The following is a 16,149-nucleotide window of genomic DNA, read 5'->3' as shown; positions in this document are numbered from 1 at the left end:
TCAAGAATATGAAATTTAAGATTCAGCAGTTAATGCAAGTTCTGAATTATTAGTGCCCTCTAAAATCCATGTGGAACCACCATTCTCTGTCTTGTAAACACTCATGGCAATTCCACTTGCTACTTGCTGTGCGGCAATGGCATAAATTTCTCCATCACGACCTGGAGCAAAGTTCCAAATGCCTCGAGCATCAATAATCTGTCCTGATGTTTTTACCATGGTGTTTCCACCATCCATTGATTTTACAATCATACCATTTCCATCTAAAGTTGAAAATGCATACATTGTTTTTCCATCTGATGAAAAACCAATTCCCGTAACTACACCTCTTTCAATATCTGAATTGACTTGTTCCCATTGTTTACCTTGATCATTACTAACATAAAGACCAGATTTTGTTCCAGCATACACTCGGTTAGGATCTAACGGATCTGCTGCAAGTGACATGATTTGATTTGGAATATCAGGCGAACTCCATGATACTCCATTATCAGAAGTAACAAAGAGTTCATATCCTCCACCAGGAGAACCATAAATCAAACCTTTTTGTGCCTGACTTGCAGTCATTGCATGAAAATCAACTGGTGTATCTTTAACTTTAGAAATTGTTTTCCATGAATTTCCATTATCTTCACTCATTCTAAATCCAAGATTTCCTCCTGTTTTTGGATGTCCACTGGAATACATTGTATTTGTTTCATGATTCATAGAAAACCCCATCAAATCTGCGTTATCATTTCCAACACGTTGCCATCCTACATTTGTTTTTTCAAACAAACCTTGGTGGGTGGCAAGATATAGAGTATCAACATTCCCTGAAAGAAACATTCCAACACCATGAATGTCGCTCCACGGTCCATGAAGTTTTGATGTTGGGGTGTCTATGTTATTTTGTGAAAGTAAAGATATGATAATCGCAACTATGATTACAATTGGAATTATAATTAATCCATATTTTTTGTTTTTTGATGAACCTTTTTTCTTCATTATACGTCCTCTAAATATTGTATATTAAAGAATGACATCTTACATTTGTAAATACATACATTCATTGTGCAAGCATCTCATCTAGAATTTCTTCAAAAATTGGATATGGTTTTGCACCTGAAACCATGATGTATCCAGAATTATCATTTCCTATAAAAAATCCAGGGGTACCAGTAATACCATAATTTTGTCCATCCTGAAGATCATTTCTTATCTCATCAAGATGTTTACCTGATTCTAAACATGCATTGAATTCTTTAGTATCTAGCCCTAGCGTAATTGCATACTGTTCAAATTCATTTAGCAAATCTGCTCCATCTAATTCAGCCCATGTATTCTTGTTTTCAAAAATCATATCATGAAATGACCAAAAAGAATCTTGATCGTCTGCACATTCAGCAGCCATTGCCGCAGGAGCTGCATTAGGATGTATACTTTGAATTGGAAAATCTCGATAAACAAAATTGACTTTGCCTGTATTGATGTAATTCTCTTCAATTAAGGGAAGTGTATTTTCATAAAATCTTCCACAAAATGGGCATTCATAGTCGGAAAATTCTATGATGGTGATAGGAGCATTTGAATTCCCTTTCATGGGATCATCATCTATTGATATGTTAATTGGCTGGGTATTTGGTTGACTAGGTGATTGTGGTCTATTTTCAATTTTTGATTCTAATTTTGCAATTGCAGCATTAAGATCTGACTGTGTAATTTCATCTGAATTTAAATTTGTAAAGTAAGAGCCTGCAAAAAATGCAGAAATTGCAATCACTATAGTTATTACAACAATTAACCCTGTAAATGTTGATTTTTTAATCATTACATTATCGTTCACTGTATTCTCATTTTCTACACTTTTATTTTCTATATTCTCATCTTCCAAAAATTCCCACTACAAAAAATAATTAAAATTTGTATATTTATTCAATGTGCTTTACAAATGTAATATGCTGTATTGATATATAGAAAAGATATAAGAAAATCCCATGAAAAGTCTTGGAATTGTATTGGCATCAGTTATTGTATTTTTTAGTGGTGCTTTTTTATTATCAGCGTATTCTGAAGAAAGTAATTCAATGATGATGCAAAATGGGATGGGTTCTATGAACATGTGTCAATCAATGATGAATAGTATACCACAAGATGTTATAATTAAAACAATTTCAAGTCAGGTTGTATCTGTTGATGAAGAGTCTACTGTTACTTTGTTGGTCTTAGATAAAGAAACTGGCGAACCAATGTATAATGCAACTGTAATTTTACACATAGAGAAAGGTGGACCAATGGAAGAGATGGACAACATGAACATGATGGATATGATGGGAAAGATGTTTGAGGCTGAAAACATTGGTTCTGGCAAATATTTGATTAAAGTGAATGTTGATGAGAAAGGATACCATACAATGCATACTCATGGCATTCCTGAAGGCAAATCCATGATGAATAATCATATGGATATTGGAATAATTGCAAAATAATTGATATCTCATAGAAGAAATTTTTGAACAAATTGGAATGCTTACCCCAACATTAGTGATGGGGCTTGGTTTTCTAGTTGGAATACAGCATGCGTTTGAGCCAGATCATGTCTCTGCAGTAAGTACTCAAATTTTAAAATCAAAGTTTGATAAAAAACCAATAAAACAACTAATCAAAGAATCCATCACAAAATCATCTATTCTTGGTGCAGTTTGGGGGGCAGGACACACCACAACACTTGTTTTGATAGGCTTTTTGGTATATGCCCTTGCAATAACAATACACGATCATATTTTTTCAGGTTTTGAATTTGCAGTTGGAATAATGCTTGTATTTTTGGGAATCACTACAATTATCAATAAAAAAATTCAATTCAAACACAAACATCCTCATCAACACAAAGATGGAACCATGCATCTTGATGAACATAATCATGATGATTCTAATCATAGACACACTCACAAATCATATTTGATTGGTCTAGTTCACGGATTGGCTGGAAGTGGAAGTCTTGTTGTGCTTAGTGCTGTTGCATTAGAGGATATGGGAATGGTATTGGGATTTATCGTAATCTTTGGAGTTGGTTCTATGATTGGAATGGCACTTGTTGGGAGTATGATGGGCGTGCCATTTGCATTTGCACATAGAATTACATCCATACAAAAGATTTTCAAATACACAGCAGGGATATTTGGCATTGTTATTGGTATTAACATAATGTACCAAATTGGAATTTTAGGACATTTGTTTAGTATCTGAAATAATTACAGATTAAAAGAAATGTTCAGTATACTTTCAAATGAATTTTATGTGCAAATATTCACATCATATCAGAATAAATGAAATTGATACTTGGTGTAACCGTTGGAATAATTTTAATCGGAATTGTAGGAATGCTATACTTACAAAATAATACCCATGACGAATCTGAAACAATATTTTTTACACTACAAGGAGATAACACTGTAAATTCATACCCAAATGAAAATAATTGGAGTGCAGGAGAGAAAATGACATATGTCTCCACAATCAAAAATGGTCTTTTAGTACTTGCGACAAGTAGTGCAAGTGATACTGTTTTTGCATTTAATGGGGAAACAGATGAATCTATAGACACATTTCATGTTGGAAAAACACCAAAAGGTGTTAAGATAAGTCCTAATGGCAATTTTGCATTTGTTGCAAATGAGGGCTCTGATTCAGTTACTGTAATCAATCTAGTCCTTGGAAAAATTCACACTGAAATTCCTGTCGGAAAAATTCCCCACAACATAATTTTCAACCCTTCAAACGAACTTGCATTTGTGACATTGCAGGGGGAGGACAAAATAGCAATTATAGACGCAAAGAAATTTGAATTAATATCCACAATACCCGTAAAAGGGATTCCACATAACTTGGACATATCTCCAGATGGCAAATTTCTTTATGTTACACGAACTGCTACAAATGATGTTGCAGTTATTAATTTAGAAAATAAACAAATTATTGCAGAAATTCCTGTCACTCTAGGTCATCATGGAATAGATGTTTCCCCTGACGGTAGTAGAGCATATGTTTCGGGAATTGCAGATGATAAGATCAGTGTTATTGATACAGAGTCATTTGATGTAATTGATCAAATCAAGGTAGGAAAAGGACCTCATGGACTAAGAACTAATTCTGATGGCTCTATTCTGTATGTTGCAGTTTCACAGACAAATGAAATTGTAGAAATTAATACTGAAACGTTAGAAATTATAAATTCTATACCAACAGGTAAAATGCCATTTTGGATTGCAGTATCAAATAACCCGTAAACAATTACTCGAATTATAGTCCTATAATCGAACTATGATTAACACATTAAATTCTCTTCATCATTTAACATGTTCCAAAAATCAAAGGCTGTGTACTGTTCTGATACTGAATATGGAATCCCAATTATTGTTGTTTGATATTGAGTTATAACATCCATCTTTCTAGGATCAATTCTAACTGTATTGTCACTGCCACTAAACAAATGATCAAAGTGCATGAAAAGAGTCTGCGAATACTCTAATGATTCTGAACTATATTCTCCATTTACCTCAAAAATAGAATTTGGCATAATGCTTGCAGAATCAATTACATAAGTGCCTAAAAGTTTTTTCTCAAAATAAATCAGTATATCCAACTCGTTAAAACTCGCTGGAATCAAGGAATTGTTACAGATATTGATGGTATCATCTACCGTATAAAATGAAAAAAATCTAAAAAGATTGTCCCTTCCACCCCATTCTAGTTGTTCCAATGCATAGACATTCAGTAATGAATATCCAACAGTCCCAATTATTATTATAATGGCAATAAAACTAATTATTTTTTGTTTTTCCATATCTATCTCGTAGGATTCATCAAAATTGCACGTTCATTGATTTTCTTGTCATACGTTCCAACTATGATATCTCCTGCCTTTGCGTCACATGGACCAATATTTACAGAAAATCCATCATAGGATTCAGCAATACATCCATCAGCAGTATTTGCAATAATTTTGACTTTTTCAGTCACTTCATCAGGTGCAACATACCAATTAAGATATGCAAATAATGACACTGCTACTCCTACTATGGCAATTACAAGAAAAATTGTAAACTTTGAATTTTCAAACAATACTCAAAGTCTAAAAAACTAGTATAATAATTACAGATATGTTTTACCATTGTACCAATTAAATTATTTCAATATCTATCAAAAATTTGATTTTTTAAAATCAATTAATCAAACTAGCACATTATTTCTAATTATCAAGATCCATTAGCCCATGTTCGCTTTCTATTTGAATTGTACAATGGGTAATGCCAAATTTTGCTCTCAAGGATGTCTAGATTCATACATTGTTGCTATTGATAAAAGATCTCGAGAGGCAGTCAAAAACGACCCAAACTACACTGCTACTCTAAGCAAAGATTAGAATTATTCCTTATAGACAGCCATTAAAAGAAAAAGTCTATCTTGAAAAATAAAACATTACAGCAATACCAATCAAAACTACTACTGATCCAATAATCTCAAATCTATCTGGCTTTTTCTTGTCAACCCAATATCCCCAAATTATTGATGATACAATAAAGATTCCCCCATACGTTGCATACACTTTACCAAAGTCTGCAGGTTGCAAAGTCATGACAATTCCATAAGAAAATAAAATTAATGCTCCAACCAAACCAAAAATTTTTGTTTTATGATCTTTCAACCATTTCCATAAAAGATAACCTTCACCAATTTCTAGCAGTGCTGCAAAAAAGAATATGCCAAGAGTAGACGCTATTTCGACCAAACCTTCTCTCCTTTTCTTGGATAGTAGAAAATTATCAAAACTCCAATTACAGCAATTACTGTTCCAATAATGTCATAGTTGTCAGGTCTTACTCCATCTATTAACCATCCCCAGAACACAGACATTACAATAAAGACACCTCCATAAGCTGCATAGACTCTGTGATTAATTTTTCAATGTCAATGCCTACTCCTGAAAATGTGGAATCACAACTACTTTTGTTGACATTTATTCCTAGATTAATTAAAAATAGTTGTTTTTGTACTAGCTAATTGTTATTATTGCACTTCAATGTCCTTAAAATCAAATTCATGGCACTTGCATGGAATATCAAGAATCTGAGAAATTCCAGGAGTTACATCATCACCGTCAATAAATCTCCTAACTGGCAGACCTCCCTCAATTTTCAAAGACAGGGTGAAAATATTTTTAGAATTTTTTTTATATTTTACAAAGAAAATTTTTTTCGCTGATCGTTTTCCTGATTTATCATAAACTACTACAGGATGCTTTTCGAGAATTTTTAATTTTTGAAGATTTTTTGAATCAATATCAAAGGATGTAGAAATCTTTAGTTGAATTGAAGAATTGAATTTTAAAGGATTTTTGGGTGACTCACGGACTAATTTGAGATTTAAAATTTTCAGAGAATCACTCTTAAAAGAAGTTAATTTTAAATTTCGCTTTAAAGGATTTTGAAGCTTAACAAAAAATGGCCTTCCAGTACCCAAAACTAAACTAGATTTGTCTTCACCGCCAATCCAAGTGAATTTGGCAGTGGTTCCCCCAATTTTTTCAAAAAGAAGTTTTGAGATCTGGCCCTCAATGCTTTCAAATTCCGAAATGCCATGAAAATCACACGTTCTACATCCTTTTCCAGAACAATTTACACACGGTTTTTGTTTCTGAGGAATACCACGAATAGTTTTGAGATATCTTCCAGAGAAAGTAATTGATTTTGAACGTAGTTGGATAGATTCATCTTTTAGATTCACAGTAAAAGCAACGTCTGGATTTTGCGTATCAATAAATTTTTTTGTTTTTTTAGAAAATGATTTTGCCAACTCCCTTGTAATGTCAGTCTTTATGCCATCAATTCCTTTGAGTTTGTATTGTGAGCGAATAAAATCATCCCTATCTACAACAGATGGTTTTATCATGGCCCCAATACTGAATGTATCATAGGAGTAATTTGATGAAATATCAAGCATTAATTTTAAGAAATAATTTAAATTTTCAAATAGGTTTTTACAGATATGACATTTTTTTGTAGAGTTTTGATTTTTCTTTAGCCTTTTCCCTAAAAGTTTGTTTGATGATAGACGTAATTTTTTTGAGAATAGTCGTCCCAAACAATTATCACACAAAGGATGTTTTTGTAAGATTTGATTTGCAATAGGAATAATTTTTTGATAGTCAGACATGCTAGAAAATTTGTTTGAAATATTATCCTAATCCCATTTTTCTAAGAGTACCCTGCATTTGGCGTCCTTTGGATGCCTTCATCATACTTTTAGAATTTTTATAATTTTTTAATAGTTCTTTAACTTCACCTTCTGGCCATCCAGACCCACGAGCAATTCTTTTGATTCGTGATGAATTAATTAGATCAGGATCTGCTTTTTCGTCTTTAGTCATACTTTGAATAATGTATCTCCATTTTGATACTCGGTCTTCCATTTGATCTAGTTGATCATTTTTTACCATTCCAGAAAAACCAGGCATACTATCAAGCAAACCTTTGAGAGAGCCAACTTTGGTAACCTCTTCTAATTGGTAAAAGAAATCATCCATATTCATTTTTCCACTTGAGATTCTTTTCATTCTAACATCATCTCCTTCATTTTCTAATCGTTTTGCCAAATCCAAAATAGCTTGAATATCACCCATTCCAAGTAATCGTCCAACAAATCTGGTTGGAGAGAATTTTTCTAAATCATCAATTCTCTCACCAGTACCAATGTACATTATTTGTGCACCAGTGGCTGCCGATGCAGCAAGTGCCCCTCCACCTTTAGCTGAGCTGTCTAATTTTGTAATAATTACACCTCCAACAGGAATCGTTTTGTGAAATGCTTCTGCCTGGCTAAAGCATTGTTGTCCTATTGTTCCATCAATTACAAGTAATGCCAAATCAGGGTCTGTAACTTTGTTAATTCGATCCATCTCATCGAGTAAATCTTGCTCTTCTTTGTGACGACCTGCAGTATCGATAAGAATTACATCTAATGGTTCTCCCTCAAAATGCTTTAATCCATTTTTTACAATACTAGGTGAATCTTTGTTATTTTCTTCCCCATAAACTTCAACATTAGATTTTTCACACATTGTTCTGAGTTGCACTAATGCACCAGGTCTGTAGGTATCGGCCCCAATTACTCCAACCTTGTGTCCCTGCCTTGTCAAAAACTTGGCAAGTTTTGACGCAACAGTAGTTTTTCCACTTCCCTGAATTCCTAGTAAAATTATTTTATTTTGTTTATCAGGTTTAAAATCAAAGTCTGATTCATTTCCTAGTAATTTTGATAGCTCGTCATAGAGAATCTTTACTATGTGATCCTTTCGTGAAAGACCTGGTGGCGGAGTCTCATCTAGCGCCCTCTCTTCCAGGCGTTTTGTGATCTCTAAAACTAATCGCACATTAACATCAGATTGCAATAATGCTCTTTGAACATCTTTAGAGAGTTCTTTGATTAGTTCCTCATCAATTCCTGAAGATTTTACAATTTTTTTGATTGCATCACCTAAACTATTCTTTAATCCATCAAGCATTGTAATTCAACCCCGCATCCACTATTTCAAACCTTCCTCTATAGCCATCCCATTCTTTTCTTGATTCTTTAACAATGATCGGATTTGAAAACAGAGGGCAGTTAATCACAAATGTTTCTGCTTCACCTCCTTCAAAATTTAAGTTGAATCCAAATTTTTCAGACAAATGTTTCAAAGTATCAACATCAGACTTTGAAATAGATTTCCCAAGCCAAGAATCATCCAAGCCATCCGAAGAAACAGAAGTAATTATGAAATTAAAATTTGAATCAATTAAATCACGCATGTATTTTTCTGGTTCTGAATTCCATAAAGGAGATATAGAAATCAAATTTAATTTAGAGCAAAGTGTTTCAAATTTTTCTTTTTGGAAATTACTTTTAATTCCACCATGAACTAAACCTTGAATTTGATATTGGTCAATTGCTTTTTGCAGTAATTGTTCTAATAAAATTAATTCATCACCAGTATCATCAGAATCAGAATTTATCGTCAATTGAGGAATTTTCATAGATTCAGATTGTAGTTTTGTCCATTGAATATTGGGATGATGCAGCAAATGACTATCACCAGATTTTGTAAAAACACTCAAGAGACATGCTACCTTGTGTCCCTGTTTTTGAGCAAGGTAAATTGCATACGTGCTATCCTTGCCACCTGAAAAAAGAGAAGCTAATTTCATAATCTAAAAAATATTTCATTCAACAAACTTTTGAGATTTGTTGAAAAAAGATGCTTCATCACTCATAATCCTCATCAACATTCAGACGGCTTTTCCGCTCATCATCAGCATCCAAATTAGGATTTGATACGCATGATTTTAGTTTTATCCATAACGACCCAGTATTCCACATTTTGTCCATTTTCCAATTTGCCTTTGACTTCATCATCAATTAATGCAATATCGATGGTCTCAAATGTTTCTGAATCCATTACTTGAACTGTATCACCATTAATTGAGATAATTTGTCCAACTTTTTTGTTAATCATTGGAACATGAATTTGCATGCTGACTGGGCCTACAAGAGGTCTTTTTTGGCCATCAAAAATTCCTTCACCTACGATTCGAGCTTTTGCAGCACCGTGTTTTCCAGGCTTTGATGTATCATATTCAACAATTCTACATGGTTCGCCACTAGGTTGATCAGTATGTGGCAATAAAATGTAAGATCCTATTTTCAAAGAACCAAGATCTGAGGGTTTACTCATGAAAAACAGTTTTTGGTCGAATATTTAACTTTTCTACTTTAATTTATCAAGAATCGATAGACTCATTAAATTAGTCATCGTCATCCCTTTTCTATTGACATCTCGTCTTGTTTGCTCACAATATTTCTTAACGCTTTGATGACTCTTTTCACTTGCAACTTCAATGACTACAATGTGTTCAGAGTATGGAAAGGTGAATTTTGATGGAGTGACACAAAATGTATTCATGTTTCCAAATCCTGCTTTCTCGATCTTTTCTCTTTTTAGCAAGAGGTTTGCAATTTCTTGAAAATCTTCTCCATCTTCTCCATATTCTAAATAATAAACGGTCACAAAATTCGTTTCTCCATCTACTTCTCTTTGGAATAAATCATCATGGATGTTAAATACAAAGGAGGTTTTGTCTTGATTGTGTTCAATGAGATTCTTGGATACCTTTGCACTGTCTTTGAATTTTGCTAGAAGATAATGATTTGTAGAATCAGAGAAATACGGTTTACTTTCAGTGGAAAATGTACCTGTAACAAAAAATAATTTTTCAATGTTTTTTGAATTAATCCAAGATTCCTTTAGCTCTACGGATTCATGTGTATGCAAATATGGAGCACATACATAACCAGAATAAGAAATCTCTAGTTGGGACACTAGATATTCAAGAATTTTTTACGCTATTTATGCTTATAATGAATATAACGATCAAAGATGAAATCATCTACGATAGTTTTTTAATACCAGAGATCCTCGTTTCTCTTGTCCCAAGCTAGCTCAGCCTGGTAGAGCTTCCGGCTGTAGTTGTTGGCTTTAGATGGCTGACCGAATAACAGCATATCAGGCATACAGAAACCGGGTTGTCGAAGGTTCAATTCCTTCGCTTGGGACCACAATCATAGTTTAAGCCCTAGATGATTCATCATATTCTATAAGTCAAAAACTACCATCTCAATCAAATAATTCTTCAATCTACGAATTTGACAAATCATTAGACAGAACAATTGCAGTTATCAAAAAAGAACTATCGCCTGAGAATCAAATTGATTTTAAAATATTCTAGAATCATATCAAATTGAATGGGAATTAGTATAACAATTAATGTCAATCAAAAAATTTGTTTAATTTTTTTCAATTATTTTTACAACAATTAAGAAATTAAAGAATTAAGGTTATTTTTGAGGTTATTTTTAGAGTTTTAATGCAAGATAATATTCGCCTAGATATTAAAAATTTAGAAGATGATATTTTACGAATAGAGGACAACATTATAGAATTTTTGAGGATGAAATATGACAAGGGAATAAAAAAGTCACTCCGTTTACTAGAATCTGATTTAAAATATCTGAGCATTCTTGCAAATGGAGCCCCCATTGACAAAAATGAAGATAGAGAAATAATGGAATTTTTGAGAACTCATTATGACTATCTACAAAAATTATCTGTCCCAGCATAGTTTTTTGAACATATGTTTAGTTTTCCAATGAGCATTCTTATCTAAACCGTTATTCATGATACATGCATGAATGAATTCCTTCAAAAACATAAAGACATCTTTACAATATCTAAAACAAACAATGCCAGATTTTTTGATGCAACTAAAAAAATATCTCCCAAATATCATCAATCAATAGTGAGACTTCAGCAAGATTATATTGATGCCTGGAAAACCGTGATAAATTCTGCTATTTCACTAGAACTAGAATATGCAAATAATGCGGGTTTTGTACCAAATGTATCTGAATCAACTCTGCAAACTATTCATGAAATGACTGAACTCTCAATTCAAGCATATCTCCAACAAAACAAGATCATATTTGATACAGTTGTGACAACAAAACAAGCATTTGCCACATTCAATGACACCACAAAATCTTTTACATCAATGAATAAGGAAATTATGGAATTTTTGATGTCCATGTACGAAGAAAAATTAAAAACATGAAAACCTGTTCTGTTTTATCTTTACAACTATTCAATTTAATCCAAAAAAGATAACAAATTTTGGAATTTTTAAAATGATCTTTTTATTTTATGTAGTGATACAGATATTGTGGCAAATCTTAGGTGTCGTGAGTATGGTTTTGGGTGCAATTATGTTTCCAAAGGAAATGCTGAGAAAATAGTTTTTGATTTTTGGGAGCATATGAATAATGAACATGGAATTGATTATTCAAAGGAAACCATTATGGAGTCAGTTAAACGAAAAAACTCCGAGACACCCCGAAACCCTTGAAAATATAATTGAGAAATAATCATTCTGGAAGTCTTTTATTCTATTATAATGTAATTATTTTGATGTTTCAGCATAGTTCATTTTTGAAAAGGAGGACATAGCAAAATGGCAAGATCCTATGTCCTGATGACCTGTAATTTGGGTTCTGAAAAAGAAGTCATCTCTTCACTGAAAAAAATTGAAGGTGTAAAAGAAGCCCATGGAACGCTTGGTCTTTATGATATAATCGTACAAGTGGAATCAGATTCTGAAGAGAAGATTCGAGAGATTATTACTGGAACTATACGTAAAATGCCAAAAATTCAATCCACAGTAACCTTGACTCGTTCGGAATCAGAGGAATTATTTCAAGCATCTGAGAAATTAATTGGAGCTATGCTTGGACAAAATCTTGCTCAAGCATATGTTGTAATTCATTGTGATAAGGGAGAAGAATATCCCACATTGAAAAATCTTAGCCACATACCTGAGGTGAAAGAAGCCGATGTGGTTTTTGGGTTTTATGATGTTATTTGTAAAGTTGAGGCCTTAGATAATAATACATTAGAGCACGTTCTGACAAAGGCCATACGTGAATTACCAAAGATCAAAACTAGCATGACATTACAGGTTGTCAATGAACAAGAATAATGAACATCTAAAAATTTGTTAAACATACAAAAGCTAATTTTCAAATAATACTAAAGAGAATTAAACGTCAAGATCAACTTGCTTTAATTACATTCAATTGTAATGTCTATCACACAAAGTATCAATGGGAATGAAGAAAAACCGCTTAACATGATCTTAGACGAAATTCCTAGATCCAGGATTGCAATAATTTGTGATCATGACGGCAATGTTTTATGGAATAGCATCCCAAATAACACATTCAGTTATCTCACTGCAGATGAAACAATGGAATCTTTGAAAAGATCTCTTGAGTCCTGGAAAAACGTAATGAGCCATCATCCAAGATTGGGAAGGGCAAATATGCAATTGCTGCATATGAGAAAATCAAGAGAATTACGTACCTATTCCAAATGATCATCTCTTGTTTGTCAGCTTGGAAGGTGAGGAATTTGGCAACATCAAAAACATCCTAACTATAGTCGATGGAGTCAATTCCAATATGGGACTAGATATTTTTTATTCTCAAAAGTTTATGACTGAATTGAATGATGATCTTGAAATAACCTAACAGAATATTTCGAGAGTTTTAAAAGTATTGATGAATCGATGTTGTGAATTGCAGAAAAATGAGATAGTAATCAAAACCAAGTAGTTATCCAATGACAACTCTGTGTTCTGGTTCCAACATCATTGATGTTTTTACTAGTTGATTACTATCTGCAGAAAACATGTTATCATGACATAAAAACAGTATTGAGAAAATCATAAACAATTTTTTAATTTTTTGCCAGAATATTTCATAGATTTTCATTCATGATCTGCTATTTTATTGAGAATGGTGTCTTACTAATTATGGTTTGAATATACATGATACAAAGTCGTCATCATGCTCTGTCTGTAGGTAAAGCAATCGGTGAAGTTGACTATGATGTTGAAATCATTCGTCCAAAATGTGGACAATGTTCTAATCCCACTTCTCACATCAAAGACAAATTACCATTTATCCTATATTCGTAATGGCATATAATGTAAGTAATAATGAAAAAATACATTACATTATTTAGTTTTTAATAGAAAAATTTAACATATTTTGATTTTTTTCATAGTTTCGCTTAAATATTTTTTTTGCTGAATTGATTTGTGCATACTGCTTATGTTTTAGTTAATTGCGATCTTGGTGCTGAGATGGATGTGATAGAGAAACTGAGGCGCATGGATTCTGTAAAAGAAATTCATGGTACTTTTGGTGCGTTTGACATTGTTGCCAAAATCGAGAATTTTGAAAGAGAAAAAATTCGTGAAACAATTATTCATAATATTCGAAAACTTGAACATGTACGTTCTACTCTTACCTTGATGGCAATTCCAGGACAATCATAGACATATTATGATAAAAGCCTATGTCCTAATTCTCAATAAAGCAGGAACAGAAGATTCAATAATTTTTCATTTAAAAAACATCCCAAGTATCGTAAATGCGTTTGGAACATTTGGAAGCTATGATATCATCGCCAAACTAATTTCTGATAATGAAGAAAACATATTTTATGATATTACAAATAGAATAAGAAAAATACCAAACATAAGGTCCACTCTAACATTGTTTGTAGATAAAAAACCAGGTATCTCAAAAACTAACAATATTGAACAAAAAGTTCTTGATGAACATATGGCTCAGGCTTTTGTCATCATCCATTGCACAAAGGCTAACGAATCCAAGGTGCTTACAATCTTGGAGCAGATACCAGAAGTAATAGAAGCTGACATATTAGTTGGCAACTATGATATAACATGCAAGATTGTATCCCCTACATATAATGATATTTCAGAAATTGTCAGCAACAAAATTAGAAAGATTTCTGAAATCAAATCCACAATTACAATTAACGTTGTAAATAATCAGGGTTTTTCAAGATAGTTTGTTTCTCAAGTAAATGCCAGCACTTCGCCTTTTGCAATTCGCTCTTTGAATTTTTCCTTGTCTTTTTCCTTATCTTTTATTGTGTCTTCCATGTGTTTATTTGGTTGATCTTTGATTTATCGTTACTCACTCAAATTCTAAAAAACTGTCAAATAATCTTCAATTAATTAAACATCTTTTAAGAATAAACAATTTTTATTATAATAAGACAAATACGTCTTAATTGTATGGATGAAATTAGAAAATGTGAATGCCCTCCAGGCTCTAAAAGTTATGAAAATGAAGACGGGATGATAATATGTATGTCCTGTGATGGGTGGATAGAGTCTTAAAACTAGTTCAAGATGATTTAGTTTTGGTTCCCTTCACTCCAAATTCTTTTCTAAGCACATTGATGTAATCTGTTCTAATCGCTTCAGAAACCTCAAAGAAAATATCTTTGCCATTTTTTATTTGATATTCTCTTGATATCTTCTCTTTTTCTACATTAAAGAAAGTGATATTTTTATCATTTGGGATATTATTTAGATTCAAAATGGTTCCTACCAATCTTCTTTTTTGTAATAACTGACTTGTTATGGACTCGGGCAATATTTTTCTGTCAAACTTTATGATTGCCTTGATTAGGGGCAGATTATTTGCAGTGACTAATATCTTTCTTTCAAATTCTGTACCCGGTTTTGGGGTATTTTGCGCTATTAACTCTAGTTTTATTTTGCAATTAAGATGGTTCCCCAATGCAGTTACAATGTGACCCAGTGGTGCATCAAGCATTTCTTGTATCATGGGGTCTTTTGTTTCATATTGTGATGCTAACATTTTGTCTCCTATAATAAATGGTATTTCAGATTGTTAATTGTCTGTTTTACAATCTCTGCCATTCTTTCATACATGTCCAAAGTATTTTTATCTACAAAAAGATCTTTTTGAATCTTCCATTTTGATGTAATTAGTATTTTTGAGTTTGATTTCAATCTTGTTGATTCCTTTGGTGGAGAATATCTTGAGATGAGAATTGTTCTTTCTTTAAGCAAACACTTTGTCATTAATTGTTGCAATCGTTGATCCCGATCTAATTGTTCAACTACGTTGTCCCGTATTAATCCTGGAGGTAATGTGGTGAGTTTTTGATATCCATTCCACATAAAACTCTCTACCTCTGAATGAAACAGTCCTTTCTTTACGGTAGTGATTGTTCCTATGTTAAATGGGCCTAGATTAATTGGTTCTGGAAATGCCAAAAAGAATCTCATCATCCACCATGAATGCTTGTGCATTCCCATTCCTACGTGACCTCCAGCTGCATAGTCACACTTTACATATTCTTGTTTTTTTAAAACATGGACATAGTCAATTGACGAGTTATCTAATTTTAGAGTGCCTGCGTTTCCAATTCCGCCTTTTGTTTCTAGCAGATACGAGTCAAGAAAGTCTCCTTCAAAATCATATCTCTCTTCTGATACGGCAGCCTTGATCCCATGTGTTTCAAAATGCTTTTGGAGTTTTTCCAAGATTGGATCATATGCCAGTAGCATTGTCATGATTACAGTTATCTTTAGACAATTATAAGGTATTTCATTTTGATACATTAAATGTATACAAAATTATTCAATATTGTTAAATATTTGTAAAGCTATAGTA

25 protein-coding genes and 1 tRNA gene are annotated in these 16,149 nt (G+C 32.7%); 13 read left to right on the top strand and 13 right to left on the bottom strand.

What is annotated here, in order from left to right; all coding sequences use genetic code 11:
- Nucleotides 1-15: 15 nt before the first annotated feature.
- Together C5F50_RS04120 and C5F50_RS04115 are read right to left on the bottom strand one after the other, a co-directional pair.
- Nucleotides 16-987, bottom strand: a complete 972-nt coding sequence (locus C5F50_RS04120) for a WD40/YVTN/BNR-like repeat-containing protein (protein WP_179372414.1) — start codon at nt 985-987, stop codon at nt 16-18.
- A gap of 61 nt (nt 988-1,048) precedes the next feature.
- On the bottom strand, nt 1,049-1,873 hold the full coding sequence (locus tag C5F50_RS04115; RefSeq protein ID WP_342448756.1) for a DsbA family protein: 825 nt from the start codon (nt 1,871-1,873) through the stop codon (nt 1,049-1,051).
- 103 nt (nt 1,874-1,976) lie between these two features.
- Here C5F50_RS04115 and C5F50_RS04110 point away from each other — a divergent pair, with 103 nt between their 5' ends.
- From C5F50_RS04110 to C5F50_RS04100, 3 genes are all read left to right on the top strand, one after another.
- The gene (locus C5F50_RS04110) at nt 1,977-2,468 is read left to right on the top strand and encodes a hypothetical protein (protein WP_179372413.1); all 492 of its coding nucleotides are present in this window, start codon (nt 1,977-1,979) and stop codon (nt 2,466-2,468) included.
- A 37-nt stretch (nt 2,469-2,505) separates the two neighbouring features.
- Entirely contained in the window at nt 2,506-3,228 is a 723-nt protein-coding gene (locus C5F50_RS04105; RefSeq protein WP_179372412.1) for a sulfite exporter TauE/SafE family protein, read from the top strand.
- 80 nt (nt 3,229-3,308) lie between these two features.
- Nucleotides 3,309-4,268: a YVTN family beta-propeller repeat protein gene (locus C5F50_RS04100; RefSeq protein ID WP_179372411.1), complete on the top strand. Its 960-nt coding sequence runs from the start codon at nt 3,309-3,311 to the stop codon at nt 4,266-4,268.
- A 38-nt stretch (nt 4,269-4,306) separates the two neighbouring features.
- Here the strand turns inward: C5F50_RS04100 and C5F50_RS04095 are convergent, their stop codons facing one another.
- Nucleotides 4,307-4,825, bottom strand: a complete 519-nt coding sequence (locus C5F50_RS04095; protein ID WP_179372410.1) for a hypothetical protein — start codon at nt 4,823-4,825, stop codon at nt 4,307-4,309.
- A 2-nt stretch (nt 4,826-4,827) separates the two neighbouring features.
- Nucleotides 4,828-5,103 carry a hypothetical protein gene (locus C5F50_RS04090; RefSeq protein ID WP_179372409.1) on the bottom strand — a complete coding sequence of 92 codons (276 nt, stop codon included), beginning with the start codon at nt 5,101-5,103 and terminating at the stop codon, nt 4,828-4,830.
- A 178-nt stretch (nt 5,104-5,281) separates the two neighbouring features.
- Between C5F50_RS04090 and C5F50_RS13195 the strand changes: the two genes are divergently transcribed.
- Nucleotides 5,282-5,404 (top strand): hypothetical protein, encoded by a 123-nt coding sequence (locus tag C5F50_RS13195; RefSeq protein ID WP_280924471.1) that lies wholly within the window; start codon nt 5,282-5,284, stop codon nt 5,402-5,404.
- 36 nt (nt 5,405-5,440) lie between these two features.
- Here C5F50_RS13195 and C5F50_RS04085 read toward each other — a convergent pair whose 3' ends face one another.
- The 7 genes from C5F50_RS04085 to C5F50_RS04055 form a co-directional block, all read right to left on the bottom strand.
- Nucleotides 5,441-5,770: a YnfA family protein gene (locus C5F50_RS04085; protein ID WP_179372408.1), complete on the bottom strand. Its 330-nt coding sequence runs from the start codon at nt 5,768-5,770 to the stop codon at nt 5,441-5,443.
- Nucleotides 5,758-5,940: a YnfA family protein gene (locus C5F50_RS04080; protein ID WP_280924485.1), complete on the bottom strand. Its 183-nt coding sequence runs from the start codon at nt 5,938-5,940 to the stop codon at nt 5,758-5,760. Before C5F50_RS04080 ends, C5F50_RS04085 begins: the two co-directional genes overlap by 13 nt.
- Nucleotides 5,941-6,048: 108 nt before the next feature.
- A complete protein-coding gene (locus C5F50_RS04075; RefSeq protein WP_179372407.1) occupies nt 6,049-7,194 on the bottom strand; it encodes a tRNA pseudouridine(54/55) synthase Pus10 in 1,146 nt (381 codons plus the stop codon).
- A gap of 22 nt (nt 7,195-7,216) precedes the next feature.
- Nucleotides 7,217-8,542, bottom strand: coding sequence for a signal recognition particle receptor subunit alpha (locus tag C5F50_RS04070; protein WP_179372406.1), 1,326 nt, complete (start codon nt 8,540-8,542; stop codon nt 7,217-7,219).
- Entirely contained in the window at nt 8,535-9,224 is a 690-nt protein-coding gene (locus C5F50_RS04065; RefSeq protein WP_179372405.1) for a diphthine--ammonia ligase, read from the bottom strand. The genes C5F50_RS04070 and C5F50_RS04065 overlap by 8 nt, the downstream gene beginning before the upstream one ends.
- 116 nt (nt 9,225-9,340) lie before the next feature.
- Nucleotides 9,341-9,751 (bottom strand): translation initiation factor IF-5A, encoded by a 411-nt coding sequence (locus C5F50_RS04060; protein WP_179372404.1) that lies wholly within the window; start codon nt 9,749-9,751, stop codon nt 9,341-9,343.
- A gap of 33 nt (nt 9,752-9,784) precedes the next feature.
- Nucleotides 9,785-10,396 carry a hypothetical protein gene (locus C5F50_RS04055; protein ID WP_179372403.1) on the bottom strand — a complete coding sequence of 204 codons (612 nt, stop codon included), beginning with the start codon at nt 10,394-10,396 and terminating at the stop codon, nt 9,785-9,787.
- Nucleotides 10,397-10,505: 109 nt separating this feature from the next.
- On the opposite strand from C5F50_RS04055, the gene C5F50_RS04050 reads away from it, so the two are divergent.
- The 9 genes from C5F50_RS04050 (at nt 10,506) to C5F50_RS04010 (ending at nt 14,505) form a co-directional block, all read left to right on the top strand.
- Nucleotides 10,506-10,632, top strand: a tRNA-Tyr gene (locus tag C5F50_RS04050).
- A gap of 308 nt (nt 10,633-10,940) precedes the next feature.
- Nucleotides 10,941-11,195 carry a hypothetical protein gene (locus C5F50_RS04045; RefSeq protein WP_179372402.1) on the top strand — a complete coding sequence of 85 codons (255 nt, stop codon included), beginning with the start codon at nt 10,941-10,943 and terminating at the stop codon, nt 11,193-11,195.
- A 66-nt stretch (nt 11,196-11,261) separates the two neighbouring features.
- The gene (locus C5F50_RS04040) at nt 11,262-11,684 is read left to right on the top strand and encodes a hypothetical protein (protein WP_179372401.1); all 423 of its coding nucleotides are present in this window, start codon (nt 11,262-11,264) and stop codon (nt 11,682-11,684) included.
- A 108-nt stretch (nt 11,685-11,792) separates the two neighbouring features.
- On the top strand, nt 11,793-11,975 hold the full coding sequence (locus C5F50_RS04035) for a DUF1059 domain-containing protein (RefSeq protein WP_179372400.1): 183 nt from the start codon (nt 11,793-11,795) through the stop codon (nt 11,973-11,975).
- 105 nt (nt 11,976-12,080) lie between these two features.
- Nucleotides 12,081-12,605, top strand: a complete 525-nt coding sequence (locus C5F50_RS04030; protein WP_179372399.1) for an Lrp/AsnC ligand binding domain-containing protein — start codon at nt 12,081-12,083, stop codon at nt 12,603-12,605.
- A 102-nt stretch (nt 12,606-12,707) separates the two neighbouring features.
- Entirely contained in the window at nt 12,708-13,001 is a 294-nt protein-coding gene (locus tag C5F50_RS04025; protein WP_179372398.1) for a hypothetical protein, read from the top strand.
- A gap of 453 nt (nt 13,002-13,454) precedes the next feature.
- The gene (locus tag C5F50_RS04020) at nt 13,455-13,604 is read left to right on the top strand and encodes a hypothetical protein (protein WP_179370589.1); all 150 of its coding nucleotides are present in this window, start codon (nt 13,455-13,457) and stop codon (nt 13,602-13,604) included.
- A 123-nt stretch (nt 13,605-13,727) separates the two neighbouring features.
- Nucleotides 13,728-13,967, top strand: a complete 240-nt coding sequence (locus C5F50_RS04015) for an Lrp/AsnC ligand binding domain-containing protein (RefSeq protein WP_179372397.1) — start codon at nt 13,728-13,730, stop codon at nt 13,965-13,967.
- A gap of 7 nt (nt 13,968-13,974) precedes the next feature.
- Entirely contained in the window at nt 13,975-14,505 is a 531-nt protein-coding gene (locus C5F50_RS04010; protein WP_179372396.1) for an Lrp/AsnC ligand binding domain-containing protein, read from the top strand.
- A gap of 342 nt (nt 14,506-14,847) precedes the next feature.
- Here C5F50_RS04010 and C5F50_RS04005 read toward each other — a convergent pair whose 3' ends face one another.
- Both C5F50_RS04005 and C5F50_RS04000 read right to left on the bottom strand, forming a co-directional pair.
- The gene (locus C5F50_RS04005; RefSeq protein ID WP_179372395.1) at nt 14,848-15,327 is read right to left on the bottom strand and encodes a hypothetical protein; all 480 of its coding nucleotides are present in this window, start codon (nt 15,325-15,327) and stop codon (nt 14,848-14,850) included.
- 8 nt (nt 15,328-15,335) lie between these two features.
- A complete protein-coding gene (locus C5F50_RS04000; protein WP_179372394.1) occupies nt 15,336-16,049 on the bottom strand; it encodes a hypothetical protein in 714 nt (237 codons plus the stop codon).
- Between the last annotated feature and the right edge of the window lie 100 nt (nt 16,050-16,149).

The organism is Nitrosopumilus ureiphilus, assembly GCF_013407185.1.
Lineage (GTDB): Archaea > Thermoproteota > Nitrososphaeria > Nitrososphaerales > Nitrosopumilaceae > Nitrosopumilus > Nitrosopumilus ureiphilus.
This window is presented reverse-complemented; position numbering and strand designations above follow the sequence as displayed.

Excerpts from the sequence above, each read along its gene's own strand:
- C5F50_RS04120 (WP_179372414.1), bottom strand. The coding sequence starts at position 987 with ATGAAGAAAAAAGGTTCATCAAAAAACAAAAAATATGGATTAATTATA.
- C5F50_RS04110 (WP_179372413.1), top strand. The coding sequence starts at position 1,977 with ATGAAAAGTCTTGGAATTGTATTGGCATCAGTTATTGTATTTTTTAGT.
- C5F50_RS04105 (WP_179372412.1), top strand. The coding sequence starts at position 2,506 with ATGCTTACCCCAACATTAGTGATGGGGCTTGGTTTTCTAGTTGGAATA.
- C5F50_RS04100 (WP_179372411.1), top strand. The coding sequence starts at position 3,309 with ATGAAATTGATACTTGGTGTAACCGTTGGAATAATTTTAATCGGAATT.
- C5F50_RS04095 (WP_179372410.1), bottom strand. The coding sequence starts at position 4,825 with ATGGAAAAACAAAAAATAATTAGTTTTATTGCCATTATAATAATAATT.
- C5F50_RS13195 (WP_280924471.1), top strand. The coding sequence starts at position 5,282 with ATGGGTAATGCCAAATTTTGCTCTCAAGGATGTCTAGATTCATACATT.
- C5F50_RS04075 (WP_179372407.1), bottom strand. The coding sequence starts at position 7,194 with ATGTCTGACTATCAAAAAATTATTCCTATTGCAAATCAAATCTTACAA.
- C5F50_RS04070 (WP_179372406.1), bottom strand. The coding sequence starts at position 8,542 with ATGCTTGATGGATTAAAGAATAGTTTAGGTGATGCAATCAAAAAAATT.
- C5F50_RS04065 (WP_179372405.1), bottom strand. The coding sequence starts at position 9,224 with ATGAAATTAGCTTCTCTTTTTTCAGGTGGCAAGGATAGCACGTATGCA.
- C5F50_RS04060 (WP_179372404.1), bottom strand. The coding sequence starts at position 9,751 with ATGAGTAAACCCTCAGATCTTGGTTCTTTGAAAATAGGATCTTACATT.
- C5F50_RS04045 (WP_179372402.1), top strand. The coding sequence starts at position 10,941 with ATGCAAGATAATATTCGCCTAGATATTAAAAATTTAGAAGATGATATT.
- C5F50_RS04040 (WP_179372401.1), top strand. The coding sequence starts at position 11,262 with ATGAATGAATTCCTTCAAAAACATAAAGACATCTTTACAATATCTAAA.
- C5F50_RS04030 (WP_179372399.1), top strand. The coding sequence starts at position 12,081 with ATGGCAAGATCCTATGTCCTGATGACCTGTAATTTGGGTTCTGAAAAA.
- C5F50_RS04025 (WP_179372398.1), top strand. The coding sequence starts at position 12,708 with ATGTCTATCACACAAAGTATCAATGGGAATGAAGAAAAACCGCTTAAC.
- C5F50_RS04020 (WP_179370589.1), top strand. The coding sequence starts at position 13,455 with ATGATACAAAGTCGTCATCATGCTCTGTCTGTAGGTAAAGCAATCGGT.
- C5F50_RS04010 (WP_179372396.1), top strand. The coding sequence starts at position 13,975 with ATGATAAAAGCCTATGTCCTAATTCTCAATAAAGCAGGAACAGAAGAT.
- C5F50_RS04005 (WP_179372395.1), bottom strand. The coding sequence starts at position 15,327 with ATGTTAGCATCACAATATGAAACAAAAGACCCCATGATACAAGAAATG.
- C5F50_RS04000 (WP_179372394.1), bottom strand. The coding sequence starts at position 16,049 with ATGACAATGCTACTGGCATATGATCCAATCTTGGAAAAACTCCAAAAG.